This window comes from Enterococcus sp. AZ126, assembly GCF_051714545.1.
Taxonomy (GTDB): Bacteria; Bacillota; Bacilli; order Lactobacillales; family Enterococcaceae; genus Enterococcus_L.
This window is the reverse complement of the sequence record NZ_JBIOSB010000001.1, coordinates 1,750,557-1,767,612: the sequence shown is the minus strand read 5'-3', so window position 1 is coordinate 1,767,612 and position 17,056 is coordinate 1,750,557. Positions and strand designations below refer to the sequence as shown.

Annotated in this window: 13 protein-coding genes; 10 read left to right on the top strand and 3 right to left on the bottom strand. The window is 35.6% G+C overall.

What is annotated here, in order from left to right; genetic code table 11:
- Positions 1 to 329 precede the first annotated feature (329 nt).
- The 5 genes from IGI43_RS08455 (at position 330) to IGI43_RS08435 (ending at position 7,213) form a co-directional block, all read left to right on the top strand.
- On the top strand, positions 330 to 3,608 hold the full coding sequence (locus IGI43_RS08455) for a KxYKxGKxW signal peptide domain-containing protein (protein WP_438757373.1): 3,279 nt from the start codon (positions 330 to 332) through the stop codon (positions 3,606 to 3,608).
- 337 nt (positions 3,609 to 3,945) lie between these two features.
- Entirely contained in the window at positions 3,946 to 4,959 is a 1,014-nt protein-coding gene (locus tag IGI43_RS08450; protein WP_438757372.1) for a lipoate--protein ligase, read from the top strand.
- A 15-nt stretch (positions 4,960 to 4,974) separates the two neighbouring features.
- Entirely contained in the window at positions 4,975 to 5,703 is a 729-nt protein-coding gene (locus IGI43_RS08445) for a methionine ABC transporter ATP-binding protein (RefSeq protein ID WP_438757371.1), read from the top strand.
- A complete protein-coding gene (locus IGI43_RS08440) occupies positions 5,700 to 6,374 on the top strand; it encodes a methionine ABC transporter permease (protein WP_438757370.1) in 675 nt (224 codons plus the stop codon). Before IGI43_RS08445 ends, IGI43_RS08440 begins: the two co-directional genes overlap by 4 nt.
- A gap of 17 nt (positions 6,375 to 6,391) precedes the next feature.
- The gene (locus IGI43_RS08435) at positions 6,392 to 7,213 is read left to right on the top strand and encodes a MetQ/NlpA family ABC transporter substrate-binding protein (RefSeq protein WP_438757369.1); all 822 of its coding nucleotides are present in this window, start codon (positions 6,392 to 6,394) and stop codon (positions 7,211 to 7,213) included.
- Positions 7,214 to 7,307: 94 nt separating this feature from the next.
- On the opposite strand, the gene IGI43_RS08430 is transcribed toward IGI43_RS08435, so the two are convergent.
- Both IGI43_RS08430 and IGI43_RS08425 read right to left on the bottom strand, forming a co-directional pair.
- The gene (locus IGI43_RS08430; protein WP_438757368.1) at positions 7,308 to 7,490 is read right to left on the bottom strand and encodes a hypothetical protein; all 183 of its coding nucleotides are present in this window, start codon (positions 7,488 to 7,490) and stop codon (positions 7,308 to 7,310) included.
- Positions 7,491 to 7,540: 50 nt separating this feature from the next.
- Positions 7,541 to 8,746: an MFS transporter gene (locus IGI43_RS08425; RefSeq protein WP_438757367.1), complete on the bottom strand. Its 1,206-nt coding sequence runs from the start codon at positions 8,744 to 8,746 to the stop codon at positions 7,541 to 7,543.
- A gap of 257 nt (positions 8,747 to 9,003) precedes the next feature.
- Between IGI43_RS08425 and IGI43_RS08420 the strand changes: the two genes are divergently transcribed.
- A complete protein-coding gene (locus IGI43_RS08420) occupies positions 9,004 to 9,660 on the top strand; it encodes a Crp/Fnr family transcriptional regulator (protein WP_438757366.1) in 657 nt (218 codons plus the stop codon).
- A gap of 179 nt (positions 9,661 to 9,839) precedes the next feature.
- Here the strand turns inward: IGI43_RS08420 and IGI43_RS08415 are convergent, their stop codons facing one another.
- Positions 9,840 to 10,133 carry a hypothetical protein gene (locus IGI43_RS08415; protein WP_438757365.1) on the bottom strand — a complete coding sequence of 98 codons (294 nt, stop codon included), beginning with the start codon at positions 10,131 to 10,133 and terminating at the stop codon, positions 9,840 to 9,842.
- A gap of 838 nt (positions 10,134 to 10,971) precedes the next feature.
- Between IGI43_RS08415 and cas3 the strand changes: the two genes are divergently transcribed.
- From cas3 to cas7c, 4 genes are all read left to right on the top strand, one after another.
- On the top strand, positions 10,972 to 13,401 hold the full coding sequence (gene cas3, locus IGI43_RS08410; RefSeq protein WP_438757364.1) for a CRISPR-associated helicase Cas3': 2,430 nt from the start codon (positions 10,972 to 10,974) through the stop codon (positions 13,399 to 13,401).
- A 140-nt stretch (positions 13,402 to 13,541) separates the two neighbouring features.
- Complete coding sequence (gene cas5c / locus IGI43_RS08405; protein ID WP_438757361.1) at positions 13,542 to 14,273, top strand: type I-C CRISPR-associated protein Cas5c; 732 nt, start codon at positions 13,542 to 13,544, stop codon at positions 14,271 to 14,273.
- Positions 14,273 to 16,195 carry a type I-C CRISPR-associated protein Cas8c/Csd1 gene (cas8c, locus tag IGI43_RS08400; protein ID WP_438757360.1) on the top strand — a complete coding sequence of 641 codons (1,923 nt, stop codon included), beginning with the start codon at positions 14,273 to 14,275 and terminating at the stop codon, positions 16,193 to 16,195. Before cas5c ends, cas8c begins: the two co-directional genes overlap by 1 nt.
- Before the next feature lie 3 nt (positions 16,196 to 16,198).
- Entirely contained in the window at positions 16,199 to 17,056 is an 858-nt protein-coding gene (cas7c, locus tag IGI43_RS08395) for a type I-C CRISPR-associated protein Cas7/Csd2 (RefSeq protein WP_438757359.1), read from the top strand.

Here is a 17,056-nt window from a genome sequence, read left to right as displayed (position 1 = left end):
TCTTTAAAAAAAACACAATAATAATGATTAAAAACCACTTGATGATCTTAAGTGGTTTTTTATTTTTGTATTTTATTACTTATAATACTGATTTATGACCGTCAACTGAGCCGTCAAGCCGAGTAAGAGAGGCATCAAATCAATAACAAAAAAACATTTCTTGTTCCTACAAAAAAGAAGAAATGGGAGTGGAATTGGATGCGCCTTAATCTAATATGCTATGTACTTTATTATATGGATTTTTTTGGCTGTGTCCATTATTTTACTTTGCGTGAGTACTAATTTTAAATTGGTATTTAAAAAAATTATTATTATGGAGGTAATGATTCATGAAGAGCAACAAAAATTTCCGAAAAGACGATTTAAGTCCTGAAAGCAACACAAAGAAAATTTACAAGATGTATAAGAGAAAAAAACAGTGGGTGGTAGCCCCTGTGGTAGTGTTAATGTCACTTAATGCACTTACTCCAATGGCTGCATTTGCAGTAACAGATACTGAGCAAGCAGACGTTGAAACAGCGCAAATGAGAGTCGTAGATGACGAATTACAGAAATTGATAATCCAAGCGATTACAAGTATTGGAGAATTGACTTCTCTAACAACAGAAGAAAAAGCACCATATATTGAAGCAGTAAACAAGGCAGAAAATAAAATTCAGTTAAACGATGCTTTAGTAAAAGTATATCAAGCTGATATTGCCAAAGAAGTTAGTAAACTTTCAGAAGGATATACGAAACAAATTGATGCTTTTAGTTTTTTAGAAGAAACTGAGAAAACTGATTTTAAAGGTGAAATCACATTAGCACTTGGATTAACAAGACTAGAGTCAGCTTTTAATACAGACCTGCATAATAACCCTGAAAAATATGGTCAAGCAAAAGCAGCTTTTAAATCTGCATTAGAAGCTAATAAAGCGGAAGCAGACAAAGTTGTAGCCACTGCAAAAGCTAAAAATGACGCTCGAGCTGATTTTCCAAAATATAAGGATGAGCAAAAAGCAATCATTCAGGGGATGAAATATATCTCAGATATAGAAAAAGCTAATTATATCGCTAAAATTACAGATGCTAAGTCAACACAAGATGTACAAAGAGTGATGGATGCTGCAACTAGTGCAGATCAAGAGATTTTAGCAGAATTAGTTTCAGATAAAATTACCAAAATAAATAATAAATTGGATACTTCTTCTCTACTAGATCCTATAAAAGCCACGTTTAATAGGCGTATTGAGATCATTGATTCGAAAATACAAAAAACAGATGAAGACTTAGTAACCTTAGCCACTATTGATTCTGAAGTAGATAAAGCGATCGACGATCAAAAAGTTGCTGATTTAGATGGATTAAAAATCGAAGTAAAAACTCTAATTAGTTCAGAAGCAGGTACTATAGTCACAGCTGCAGATGTAAAACGATTCCATAATAAAGTAGATTCAGCTAAGACCGAAGAAGCTGTTAAAGCTGTTAAAAAGGATTGGAAGCAATTCTTAGAAGTTGAGAAAATCAAACAATTAGATTTAGCTGCCGCACGGAATGAGGCAAAATCAGCAATCGACGCTTTAGGTTTCGAATCTAATATGACGGCGCCTAACTACGCAAGACATATTGACTTAAGTAATACAGCAGAGGAGATTGCTAAAATTTTAGCTGAAGCACAAGCTGCTAGAAAAAAAGAAATAGCAAATTTAATTGTTGCAAAAGAGGCAGCAGTTAAAGCGATCCAAGCACTTACAAATCTTTTACAAACTGAGAAAGACCAACTCATTGCGTCTATCAACGATGCAACGAATTCAAAAACTGTGAAAGCTAAATTAGCAGATGCTAAAACAGCGGATCAATCTAAGAAAGTACAGAATGAAAAGGATAATGCAACTAAAAAAATTAAGGCATTAGCAGCTCTAGATTCGAGCGAAATAAATGGTTATATAGTAAGGATCCATTCAGCCAATACTACTACAGTAGAACAAATCGAAGCAATCGTATCAGAGGCTATTTATGAAAATGATCTCAAAAAAATTCAAGTGGCTGATTTGGAATCGGCGCAATCCATTGCAAAAGAAGCACTTAAGGATCTAGCAGATTTGACGCCAGCACAAACAAACTCTGCGTTAAAATCTATTAATAATGCAAAAACACCAAATGATGTTAAAAAAGCACTAAAAGTTGCTTATGAATTAAACGAATCCAATAAACAGGTAAAAGAAGATGCTGCAAAACTAACAAAAGCAAAAGATGAAGCCAAAGAAAAAATTGATGCAATGAACTATCTTTCAGCTTCGGCAAAAGAAAGATATAAAGCTGAAATCAATGCTCAAACAAGCATTTCTGATATTGAAGTTATTGAAGGTAAAGCTAAAGAGGCGGACGATGCTATAAGAGATGCACAAACTCAGATTCAAAGTGAAAAAGTAGCGTTAGTAAATGCAATTAATGGTGCAAATGAATTAACCTTAACAGAAAAGAAACAGTTCTCAGATCAAGTTTATAAATGTACAACTGAGAATGAAATTAATATTATTGAAAGTAAAGTCAAGCAATTAATCAATGATCGTAAGGTTGCAGACGCTAAAAATCCAGCCGATAAAAAAGCTGCAATTAGGGTTGCAATTGATGGATTAGAAGGATTAACTGATTCTCAAAAAGGTGATTACAAATCTGAACTAAACGAATTAACAGAAAAAGAAGACATGGTAGCACTTTATGAATCAGCGAAAGCAGAAGCCATCAAAATATATGATAAAAAATTAACGAATGAAATTGATTCTTTAATCGCTTCTGGTTCGTATGTGCAAGCGCAAGAAAAAATCAACCAATTAAAATCTGATAGCACACGTAAACAATACCAAGAAAAACTAAATGACAGTATTGCTTTATCAGAAGCAAAAGCTGATGCAAACAAACAAATCGATGCATTAGAAAATATGACTGCTGAAGAAAAAACAGCAGCCAAAGAAAAAATTTCTAAATTAACAACAAAAGCAGCGGTTGAAAAAGAAGCTAAAGCATTAGTAAAAGCTGACGACCTTATTCACGATCAACCGTTGATTGAATTAGCAGAAGCACAAATCAATGGAAAAGAATTTGATAAAGCAGCCAAAACAATTGATAAAATCCGTGATGCTGATACAAAAGCTAAATTACAAAAACAGCTAGAAAACGCTCAAAAAGTAGTACCAGCTGTTAAAGGAACAGCGCACGTCAGCAAAATCGGTTGGCAACCTACTGTTAGCACAGATGAAATTATTGGTACAGTAGGTAGAAAATTAGCCCTTGAAGGAATTAAATTGAATTTAGAAGATCTAAATGTATTAACTTCAGTTAAGGGAATTGACGGTGGCATTCAATACCGTGCACATGTCAGCAAATTTGGCTGGCAAGATTACCAAGCAAATGGTGCATTAGCAGGAACAACTGGTAGATCATTACAAATGGAAGCCATCCAAATTAAATTAACTGGAGAATTAGCGAAAAGATATGATGTTGAATATCGCGCTCATTCTAAAAGCGAAGGTTGGAGCAAATATGTTTCAAACGGTGCAACAGCTGGAACAACAGGTAAATCACTTCGAATGGAAGCCGTTCAAATTCGTTTAGTAGAAAAAAAATAATTGTGGATGAGTCTCATGTATTCTTTTGAGATGTACATTTAAGAATTGATCGTCATAACAGGAAAATGACACAATAATCAGAGGTACTTCTGATTATTGTGTTTTTTATTTTATATCTATCAAAGATGTCTTAATGATGTATTGTTTTTGTGTACTAAAAACTGTTCTATGTTCAAATTTCTGTTATATAATATATCGATTTTCCTTATAAAATCAAGGTTTTTTGAGCAAATATATGTAATAATATTAATTGGAATGTTAGACTAAGTTTGTTGTTAGAATTATCAGAATTTTCAGCGTTCATATTGAAAGCCCTTTTATAGAAAGGAGGAATAAAATGCAGTATGTTATTATGCCCTCTCGTGATATTCGTCGGAATTTAGCGACGGAGCAGTATCTATTAAATCAGCGAATATTTGATGAGCCACTTGTTTTATTTTATATTCAAACACCATGTGTCATCGTTGGACGTAACCAGAATGTACGAGCGGAAGTTGATTTAAGTTATGCTTTGAGGCACGAAATCACGATTACCAGAAGATTATCGGGTGGTGGAGCAGTATATGATGATTTGGGGAATTTAAGTTTTAGTTTTGTTGTGAATGCAGAGCATGAAACTTTTGGAGACTTTAAGTTATTCACGCAGCCGATCATTGATGCTTTACATGAAATGGGCGCAACGGGTGCAGAAATTAGCGGCCGAAACGATTTACTGATCGATGGAAAAAAATTCTCAGGCAATGCCATGTACACGAAAAATAAAAAAATGTATTCTCATGGGACATTGATGCTAGATGTCGATTTAGATGAAGTAAATCGAGTATTGACCGTTTCTGAGAAAAAACTAGCCTCAAAAGGGACGAAGTCTGTCAGAAGCCGTGTGACAAATCTCAAGCCTTATCTAAAAAAGAAATTTCAGGAAATCTCCACTGAAGCATTTAGAGACCGCTTATTGTTGCATCTATTTAACGCTAAAACAATGGAAGAAATCAAATCACAGGAATATCAGCTAACGCAAAAAGACGAGCAAGCAATCGATCAATTAGTGGCAGACATCTATGGAAATGATGCTTGGATATTTGGTGAAGAACCTAAATATACGATAAAAAGAGAAGAGAAATTTAAAGGTGGATTAATTGAAGCCAATATTTCTGTAGAAAAAGGACGGATCTCAGCAGTCACGATCTATGGTGACTATTTTAGCAAAAAAGAGACGAAGGAAATCGAGAATTTATTGATTGGATGCCAATATGAGCAAAAAGCAATCAAGCAAGTGTTGGCTGAAATCACAGTCGAGGATTATTTTAACAATGTTTCTAAAGCTGAATTTATTCAGTTGTTGGTTGATTAAGTTGGAGGAAATAACATGATCACATTTGAAAAAGTTTCAAAAAGCTATAGGCACAATAAAACGGTCGTTACAGCATTGAATCATGTTGATCTACAAATAAAAGAGCATGAATTATTTGGTGTGATCGGTGAAAGTGGTTCTGGAAAATCAACCCTATTAAGAATGATCAATACATTAGAACAACCAAGTCAAGGTAAAGTCAAAGTTGCTGGAGTCGATTTGATGCAGTTGAGCGAAGTCGAACAACGGCAAAATCGTAAACAAATCGGTATGGTTTTCCAACAATTTAACTTGCTTGGGAACCAAACGGTGAACGAAAATATCGCACTTCCTTTACGCTTGAATGGAGCTTATAATAGCCAGCAGGTTCAAGAAGTCCTAGAATTTGTGCGCTTAACAGATAAGGGAGAGCATTATCCTAAACAACTTAGCGGTGGTGAAAAACAACGTGTGGGGATTGCTCGAGCATTGATTACACGCCCTAAAATTTTACTTTGTGATGAACCAACTTCTGCCTTAGACGGACAAAATGCGTACGATATCATGGCATTATTACGAAGAATCAATCAAACATTTGGTACGACGATGGTTATTGTGAGTCATGAATTAAATTTGATCAAGCAGTTGTGTAATCGAACAGCAATTTTAGAAAAGGGCAAAGTATTGGAAACGATAGCTATTCAAAAAGAAGAACAACAACAATTTAGCACCTATTATGAGAGAGTACAGGAGAGTTTAGGATGATAACAGTGTATATAGATAAAATCAGTTATTACCTTCCCGAATTGTCCAAAGCATTGTCGGAAAGTGGCATAATGATTCTGATTTCGCTTGTTGCGGCAATAGTGCTTGGTTTACCACTTGGAACCTTCGTCTACTTAACAAAAAAAATACCGACTAACTCTAATTATTGGATAGGAATTTTCTTGAATGGCTATATTAATATTATTCGTTCATTTCCCTTCTTATTGTTTGTAGTGGCATTGATTCCATTTACCCGATTTATACTAGGAACAGCCTTTGGCACTTATGCAGCATCTTTACCGCTAAGTTTTGTAGCAGTCGCAATATATGCCAGGCTTGTGGAGCAAGTGCTCTTAGAAATACCTAATGATATTTTAGAACTTGCACGATCTTTAGGCAGTACCAAGTTTCAATTGATTTTTCGTTTTTTGTATGTTGAAGCGCGTTCGGGTTTAGTTTTAGCATTGACATCGGTAGTTATTAGTATGGTCTCTTATTCAACCGTGATGGGTGTGATCGGTGGTGGTGGGATTGGTGATTTTGCAATACGTTACGGGTATCAGCGTTATGAATACGCAGTAATGTATACAGCAATCGTTATCATGATCATTTTTGTTAGTTTTATCCAAATCAGCGGTAGTTGGTTTGCTAAAAGAATAAATAAAAAATAATCGTTAGGAGCAAAACCATGAAAAAAAAAGCATTGATCAGTTTTTTTGTTTTAGCAGGAGTCGCAATTGTAGGATGCACAGGTCAGAAAAAAGCAGCCGATACGGAGAAAAAAGAAGATAAAGTCATCAAAGTTGCATCACATATTCCGTCAACGGTTGATATAGTCGAGTTGGCAGGAAAAAATATCGAAGACGGATATAAAGTAGAATTGGTTCAAGTCAACGACAATATTCAATATAATGAATTACTAAATGCTAAAGAAATCGATGCAAACCTTGCCCAACATGAGCCATTCATGCAAAAATTCAATAAAGAAAAAGATGGTCATTTAGTAGCAGTGCAAAAAATTTATAATGCTAAAGTCGGGTTTTATTCTAAAGAATACAAAGACATCAAAGAGCTTCCAGAAGGAGCCAAAATCGCATTACCAAGTGACGTTTCCAATGAAGGACGTGCACTGGCAATTTTAGATGATGCTGGCTTGATTAAATTAAAAGAAGGCGTTGGGTTTGATGGAACAATCAAAGATATCGTGGAAAATCCGAAAAATTTCGATTGGGTCTCTGTTGATTTATTAAACTTAGCCGAAGCATATAATGAAAAAGACATTGCAATGGTCTACAATTATCCAACCTATATTGCTAAAATTGGTTTGACACCAAAGGATGCGATTCTTTTGGAAAATAAAGTAGATGATCGTTTCGCAATCAGTTTAGTTGCTAGAGAAGATAACAAGGACTCAGATAAAATCAACGCCCTAAAAAAAGCGATGACAAGCGATAAAGTTCGAGAATTACTTGAAACAAAATATGGTGAAACGTCAACACCTGCGTTTTAAAAAATAGAAAATCAGAGCGTACAAGTCATTTTCAGTGAGTGATTGAAAAGGATTGTGCGTTCTGATTTTTTTATCGTTAGTCTAGTGATTTGAGTTATCCCATAATATTATTATTTTTAGATGTTCGCTCAATTGCTCTAGCGTAATGATCCATCGTTGTTTGATGCTGGTCTAAAGCAGTAAGGTCATGTTCAATATGTCCTAAACGAGCATTCAATTCTTCGATCTTTACCAAGGTTTTCTGTAAAACTTCTAACATACGTTCATCTGTATTCATCTTTATTCTCCTTTAATATGGTAGTGATTCGTTCATTTCTATTTTGGTTATTATTTTGCTGGAATTACCGTCTGATCTGTTGTTTTTGATTGATAAAACAAAGCATAAAGAATGATACAGATCACAGGAATAATACTTGCGACTAAATATAAGCCTGAAAATGACGTGACATTACGCAATTCTCCTAAAAGATAAGGCCCGACACCAAGCCCAAGATCTAAACCAATAAAGTAAGTCGACAATGCAATCCCGATACGGTGACTGTTTGGACTGACTTTTAAACAAATGGCTTGCCCATTAGACATGAACGTACCATAACCCAAACCGATCAGACCACCTGAAACCAACAACATCCAACTACTAGTCGTCACACTCAGTAAAAGTAAACCAGCCGTTAGAAAAATAAAACTAGGATACATTACAGCATTTTCACCACGAGCATCAAAAATGCGGCCAGATAAGGGACGAGTCGCTGTAATCACTAAAGCATAGACTACAAAGAAAAAGGAACTTGCACTGACAAGATCGATTGCTTTAGCATAGGAAGATAGAAAAGATAAAACACTAGAATAAGAAAGACCCATCAAAAATGCAATAAATGAAATAAACAATACTTTTTTTTCAATGAAACTATCAATACTAAAACGAGCTAAGCTTGCTCTGTGTTCTGAACTTAATTGAATATTTTTAACAGGGAAGATAAAACACGCAATTGTAGTAATTAAAATAAGGACGATCGAAAATAGGATAATAAAATAAAAACTCATAGTATTTAATAATACCATTCCAATAAAGGGACCAATGGCTGCAGCTAAACTGGTACTTAATCCATAATAATTGATTCCTTCACCATGTTTTGATTTGGGAATGTAAGCTGTCACGATTGCATTTGTTGCAGTTGAGACCGCTCCATACCCAAAACCATTTAGCAAGCGGACCAGGTAAAGAATCCCAATACTTGGAATGTACAAATAAGCAATCGTGGTAACGAGATAAAACAAAGCGCCGTATCTTAGTACGGTCTTTCTCCCAATCAGTTCCAACATCTTACCCATAAACAATCGGGCAAATAATGTACCGATAATATAAATACCGGAGGCAAGTCCAGCTTGCCCTAGTGTTGCATGAAGCGTATCTTGAGCGATTACGGCAATGATCACCATTAGCAAATAATACACTAAATACACCACAAAATTGATCAAAGTAATACTGATAAAGCCTTTGTTGAATAATTTTTCTTCTGAATGTTCCGACATCGTTGAACGATCCTTCTTTCTTATTGTGATAGGGTTGAACTGGAAATTACAATTCTTTTCTGAAAGCTAGTTATACTGAGTACTATACAAAAAAATGAGTAAAAAAAAATGTGGATTTGTATTGAAAAAAAGTGACTAACAAAAAAACACAACAAAAGTCATATACATTTGTTGTTGCTTTTCAATGTGTTATCATCTTAAATAAGGGTAGCGATTTTTTTACAGAAAATTTTCAAAAAATGGTGAGGAGTTACTAAATGGACAGTCATGTGTTACAAGAATACTTAGATGCACATTCATTTCCAATAGTAGTTAAGAAAAAAAAGACGTATCTTACTTATGAAGGACTACAAGATCGATATGCCTATATTTTGAAAAGCGGCATCATCAAAACCAGCGTTATTTCACCAGATGGTCGAGAGTTCAACCTCAGGTATATCAATAGTTTGGAAATCGTGTCTCTATTAAGAGATGAATATTCTCAGTTTATTGATGCACCGTTTAATATTCGGATCGAGTCAGTGCAAGCAGAATTGTATCAGATCGATCGGGTTCAGTTTTGGAAGGATATTAATCAAAGCAAAGAATTACAGATGTACGTGAAAGATTATTATCGTGTTCGTTTGATGTATTCGATGAAAAAGATGCAGCAGATGTTAATGAATGGAAAATTTGGTGCGGTTTGTACTCAGGTTTATGAATTATATGATACGTTTGGTGTTACTGTGGACGATGGATTGTTAATTGATTTTGTGGTGACAAATGAAGAGATCGCTCATTTTTGTGGGATCACTTCTGCCAGTAGTGTGAATCGGATGATGCAGCAGTTGAAGGATTTAGGGGCTATCAAGATCAAGGATCGGAAGATAGTGATCATGGATATGGAGATTTTGAAGGATAATATCATCCTGTGAGTCGTTCAATAGGCGCTTCATTAGGGTGTGTAAGACAATACTAAATCTGTTCATGGCAAGGAGCAGGGAAAATGTTTATAAATAATAATAGGGAAAGAGGTTGGGACAGAAGCGTTTTTCGGATCCCTAGCCTCTTTTTTTAAACAAAATCCATTTGGAAATAATCGTCTATTTAAAACTTATAGAGAAGTCTTTATTGAGGTAGACGTTTGATTTTGGATAATCGTAGCTAATTGCTTTTGTGAATCGGCTATCAGTAACTCAAACTCTTTATTGAACGTCTCAAATAATTTTGCGCTAGCATAATATTGTTTGACTAAGCGTTTTTTATTGATTGGCGTAGTTGGATTGGTAAAATACTTTTCTAGAACTTCCAACGGCTCTTTCCAAGATTCTAAACGATCGAGTGAATCACGAAGGTTTAGAATCTCTTGATACGGGACAGTTTTGATACAGATTGTAGAATTTTCCATGGTAATGCTCCTTTTCTCTGTTTGATTTTTGATGTAGAGTAAAAGAAAAAGGGGAAAGCTGTCCGTCTCTATTGTTGAAATATGCCAGTAAGGAGTGGATTTCTTTAAGCATTCAGAGAAAAATTTCAAAAGTGTCTAGAAATTCTTACAAGAATTAGGTACAATAAAGAAGCTGATACTACGGTACTGGCAAATGGGCAACTTGGATAGAGAGATACTGCTTTCTATTCAGGGCTTCATTGAACGGTTGGCGCCGATCAATGAAGTGCCTATTTTTCTTTGTCTCAAATCTAGCAGGATAGAAATTAAAAAAGACGATCTACAGGTGACCTGTAATCGTCTACAAATAGGCAAGAGAAAGAGACTATGAACTATGTCGTGACTATAGAAGTGCACAACACAAAATAGATCGATCCTTACGCTATTGGCAAAGTTGTTTTACAGATACTGCTGTTTAAACAAGGCTTCTGGTTTGGTTGGCGCCAGACCACGAAGAGCCAATTTATTTATTTTTAATGTTAGTTATTTCTATCCTATGCATTTCATTATACATAAAGAGTGGCTTATTCACAACGAATTTTTTTGTGGAAAGAGATTAAATAACACGAAAATCAGGCTCCTTATATATAAGAGAAAATAACAAAACTTTTTTGAACTAGTTGAATGTTTCAATTGAGCTTTCTGTTTTGTTTATGTTGTTACTGTTCATTTTATTATTTATCTTGTTTTCTACAATCAAAAAAATTAATTGAACTATTTTAAATTTTAGATAGTTCTTTTTTTCATAAGTGATATAATGTATTTAAAACACTAAGATAAATAATTAAGGAGTTTAAGTATGTATGTAGCACATGTAAGGAAATCAGATGAAGAAAAGCAATTATTAAAGAATCATCTAGTAGAATGCGCCGAACTAAGTGCAGATTGGGGCGAAAAAATCGGGCTAAGAAAAACGGGCTATTTAGCTGGTTTACTTCATGATTTAGGAAAGTTTTCTAGTGAATTCCAAGAGTATTTGAAAAAAGCTGTGGATGATCCGAAAAGCGTAACACGCGGTAGTGTCGATCATTCAACAGCTGGTGGGAAGCTTCTTTTTGATTATTGCCACAAAAATAGTCGTGATCCATTTTCATATATCCTAGCTGAACTAGTAGGCAATGCGATTATTTCTCATCATAGTAGCCGAGGGCTGCAAGACTTTTTTACCGCAGAAGGAGAAGCGACTTCTGATTATCTTAGACGAGTAGATGAAATCGAGGTTGTCGATTATGAACAAATCAAAAGTCGTTTTTTCCAAGAAGTAATCTCAGAAGAACAGTTTCAGAGATTATTGTTGGAAGCAACACAAGAAGTGAAAGGGCTTTATCAAACGGATGGAAAGAGCAGAGTCAAACAAAATGATACGTTTTTTCTTTTGAAATTCATCTATAGTTGCCTTTTGGATGCGGACAGAACAAATACGATGCTATTTGAAGAAAATAAACAATTTAAACAGCATGAAAATGATGCATTACTTCAATCCTATAGTCGAAGTTTAGAAGAATATATTTCAACATTTACCGCTGACACACCAATCAATCAACTTCGTAGTCAGATGTCTGAGCAGTGTAAAGTCTTTGCTGAAAGAAAGAGCGGAATTTATACTCTTTCGATTCCAACAGGAGGCGGTAAAACGTTAGCTAGTTTACGATTTGCATTGAATCATGCTATCAAACATGGCAAGGAGCGCATTATTTATGTTGTGCCATTTACAACAATTATTGAACAAAACGCTGCGACGATTCGAGAGATTTTAAAGGATGAGATCAATATATTAGAACATCATTCCAATGTTTTTACGGATCAGGAAGAAACCAAAGAAAGACAGTCGGAAGAGTCAGAAGCAGAAAAAGAAGCGTTGGAGCAAAAACAAGCATTAATGAAAGACAATTGGGAAAGCCCAATAATCTTTACTACAATGGTGCAATTTCTAAATACTATATATAGTCGAGGAACTCGAAATCCACGCCGTTTTCATAACGTAACGAATGCAGTGATTATTTTTGATGAAGCACAAGGCGTTCCTACAAACTGCACGCATTTATTTAATGAGAGCTTGAATTTTTTAAAAAATTACGGTACAACGACAAGTATTTTGTGTACAGCAACTCAGCCATCTCTAGAAAATGTAGGCAGAGCATTAGCGAAAGAATCTGATGGTGAAATGGTCTCCAATTTGTCAGAAGTAGAATCAAAATTTAAACGAGTAGAAGTGATTGATCGGACAACGGATAAAGCATGGACGCTTGAGAAGTTAGGAACTTTCAGCCAAGAAATTTTAGCCGAAAAGAATAACCTGATGATTATTTTAAATACAAAAAAAGCTGTTCGAAGTTTATATCAGTATTTAGAGAATCAGCAACTAGATACTATTGAATTGTATCATTTAAGCACCTCGATGTGCGCCAAGCATCGGAAAAATTTGTTGGACGAGTTACGTGAAAAGCTGAAAAGTCGTGATACAAAACTGATCTGTATCACGACACAGTTAATTGAAGCTGGTGTGGATATCAGTTTTCAATCGGTTATTCGTTCAGTAGCAGGTTTAGATTCAGTTGCTCAAGCGGCAGGACGTTGTAATCGACATGGAGAAACCAGACAACAACCCGTCTACCTAGTCAATCTTTCAGCAGATCTTGAAAATCTGACTCATTTACCAGAGATCAAACAAGGCCAAGAAATTACGCTAGCTATTCTTAAAGAAAAAAGTGAAGTTGCGCAAAAGGAACTACTTTCTCATTCGGTTCAAAAACGCTACTTTGATCAATATTACGCTCGTTTTAAGAATGAATTAAATTATCCCGTAAAAAAGACATCACTCAATCTATTTAGTTTATTAGGTGAAGGCACTAATGCACTTGAACATTATAAACGAACACATGGATCTGCTCCTGTTTTGGCTTTTAGAAGTAGTCCTAAAACGGTAGGGAAATATTTTCAAGTCATTGATAGTCCAACAACTTCAGTACTTGTTCCATATGGAAAAGGGAACGAGCTGATCGCTGATTTGAATGGGGAGTTGAGACCAGAAGAGTATTCACCGACATTAAAAAAAGCACAACAATATATAGTCAATGTCTTTCAGCATGAACTGATGGAACTTCAAAAAAATGGGGGGATTTATCCGTTATTGAATGGCGATATTTTAGCCCTTACGAGTAATGCATACGATTTGAAATTTGGTATAGATATAGAAGCTGAAGCTGCGAGCAGTTATTTAGGAGTTTAGTATTATCTAGCTGCATGGGCTAGTCTCTCGGGAAAAAGATAAAAATGGAGTGAGGTAAAGAACACCTCAGCCAATTTTTCCTATTTTCCAGTCGAGACTGAATGAGCCCATTCCGCTTTTAAATTAAGGAGGACTCAACGATGAAATATAAAAATCAAATCTCATTTAGAGTTGAAGGAGAATATGCTCTTTTTACGGATCCTTTGACAAAAATGGGTGGTGAAAAAATGACCTATCAAATTCCCACGTATCAAGCACTAAAAGGAATCACAGAAAGCATCTACTGGAAACCATCAATTGTTTATTATATTGATGAAGTTCGCATAATGAAATCAATTCAAATGGAATCTAAAGGTATGCGGCCGATGAAATACAACGACAGCAGTGCCAGTGATCTGGCGTATTATACGTATTTGAAAAAGCCTGTTTATGAAGTGAAAGTGCATTTTGAATTTAATCAACATCGTCCTGATTTAAAAGGCGATTGGAATGAAGACAAACATTATCAAATTTTAAAGCGTTCAATCAAAGCAGGTGGACGCAGAGATATTTTTTTAGGAACCAGAGAATGTCAGGGATATGTGGAACCTGTTGATTTTGGTACAGCCAATGGTGATTATGATGACTACGAGGGGGAGCTGCATTTTGGCACAATGGTGCATGGATTATCTTATCCAGATGAGACAGGAAAAGAGGAATTAGCTGTTCGTTTGTGGCGACCGATCATGAAAAAAGGGATTATTAAGTTTCAACGCCCAGAAGAATGTACCTTAGTTCGACCACTTAGAGCGATGCAAGCAAAAATAATTGAACCTTCAGAAATAGAATCCGTCGATCAGTTATTTGAAACCTTGGAACAGGAGGCTGAATGATGAGTTGGTTGAATGATTTATACCGAACGTATGAAGAAAATGTAGAGCAAGTAGGAAAAGTTCAACGAACATCTTATGGTAAAGAAATTGTTCTTTTACCAATTGCACATGCTTACCAAAACGCTCAAATCGAAGTAACAATAACGCCAGAAGGTGAATTTTATACGGCAAGTGTCGTGCCGAAAGACGAGGCACAAACAATGATTCCAGTAACGATCGAATCTGCTGGAAGGTCAGGCTCAACTTCTGCACCACATTTAATCCATGACAACTTAGTTTATGTTGCTGGGGATTTTGAAGAATATGGTGGTATTTATAAAAAGAATAAAGCTGGGAAAAATTCTTATCAGATGTATGTAGAAAACTTAAAGGCATGGTGTGAATCCGATTATTCTCAGCCGGTCGTTAAAAGTGTTTTAAGCTATTTAGAAAAAGGTAGACTAATTCAAGATCTAGTACAAGAGAGGGTAATGGTTGAGAAAAATCATCAACTCATTCCCAAATGGTCAAAAGAGCTTGAAGCAGAACTTGGAGAGAAACCAGCTCTATTTAGTGTAGTAGTTGGAGAACAAGCAACTTCTTTTGTTCGATTTGCTGTTCAAGAACATGGGACAGGTAAACGACCGCTATGGGGCGATTCAGAAATCATTGACTCATTTGTCGCTTATTATACAAAAGAACTGACAAATGAAGGGCTGGATTATGTGACAGGAGAAATGTTGCCACTGACAGAAAATCATCCTTCAAAGGTACGTTATGGCGGAGATATGGCAAAAATAATTTCTGGTAATGATTCAGTAAATTTCACGTATAAAGGTCGTTTTACAGATAAAAATCAAGTTGCTTCTATTAGTTATGAAGTCTCTCAAAAAGGACATAACGCATTAAAATGGTTGATCGGTAAACAAGCATTTATTTTAGATGGGCGAGTCTTTTTAACTTGGGGGAGAAAAGAAACCGATGTTCCTAATCCAGAAGAATCAAGTGCTGATTTTCTTGATTTTGACGCTATTTTTGCCAAAGATGAAGAAGCAGAAATTTTACTAAGTCCAGACACGACCCATCAGCAATTTTCTGAGTTATTTAAAAAAGCCTTGAATGGTTATAGCGTGAAGCTTGCTTATCATGAGCCAATTTACATCATGATTTTAGATGCAGCTACTCCAGGCAGAATGGGAATTCTTTATTATCGCTCGATTGAAAAAGAACAGTACTTTGCTCGAATTGAAGACTGGCATCAAACTTGTTTCTGGCGTCATACTTATGGCAGCAAAAATAAGCACCGTTACACTTTTTGGGGAGCGCCATCTTTGAGGGATATCGCTGAAGCTGTCTATGGTTTGCGAGCGAGTGATACGCTGATAAAAAATACAATTCATGAGCTATTTCCTTGTGTTGTAGATGGAAAAAGGATTCCGATAAATCTAGTTCGAACTCTCTTGCAAAGAGCGTCAAATCCAGTAAGCATGGAAAAGTGGGAATGGGAAAAAACGTTAAGTATTGCTTGTGCTGTAATGAAAAAGCACTTTAATTTTAAAGAGGAGGAAAAAAATGTGGCATTAGATAAAAATGAAACGGATCGCAGTTATTTGTTTGGGAGAATGTTAGCAGTGGCAGATGTTTTGGAAGAATATGCTTTGTATAAAGCAGGAATCAATAGAAGTACCAATGCTATTCGTTACATGAATGCATTTAGTAACCATCCATTAAAAACATGGAAAATCATTCAAGAAAATTTGATTCCGTATCAAGCAAGGTTAAGAGGTAAAGGAAGCTATTATCAAAAATTATTAGATGAAATTGGTGAGTCTTTTGAGTTTGAACATTTTACAGATAAGGCTTTAGACGGAAAATATTTATTAGGCTACTATAGTCAACGAGCAGATTTGAAGAAAAAAACAGAAGAGAAAACGGAGGAATAAGTCATGACAGTTTTAACACACAAAATCGATTTTAAAGTAATCACATCAGTAACCAACGCCAATCCAAATGGAGATCCATTAAATGGCAATCGACCACGTCAAAATTTTGATGGTTTTGGTGAGATATCAGATGTCGCAATCAAACGTAAAATTCGTAATCGACTACAAGACTTAGGGGAACACATTTTTGTTCAGTCTGATGTTCGTGCGGATGATGGGTTTAAAAGTTTAAAAGATCGGGCAGATGCAGTTGAAGAACTAGAAGCAATCAATAAAGATAAGAAAAAAGATGCCGATCGTTACGCACAAGTCGCTTGTAAGACCTTTATGGATACTAGAAGTTTTGGCCAAGTCTTTGCGTTTAAAGGTTCTGATTTGTCGGTTGGTGTTCGTGGTCCTGTTTCGATACAGACGGCTGTAAGTATAGAACCGATCGATATCAACACGATGCAAATCACCAAAAGTGTGAATTCCGTTACTGGAGATAAAAAAGGTTCTGATACCATGGGCACCAAACACTTTGTAGATTTCGGCGTATATGTCTTCAATGGCAGCATCAACGTTCAACTAGCAGAAAAAACGGGCTTCACCACGGATGATGCAGAAAAAATCAAAGAAGCTCTAACCACTTTATTCGAAAATGACGCATCATCTGCTCGCCCAGATGGTAGTATGGCTGTCGAAAAAGTTTACTGGTGGGAACATCCAAGTAAGATGGGCAAAGCTTCTTCAGCAAAAGTTCATCGTTCAGTAAAAATTGAAAAAATTCCTGAAGTTGATCGCGCGAAATCATTTGACGATTACAGAGTAACGGTGGAATCACTAGAAGGAATCGAGCTCACCGTCATCGAAGGTCTGTGA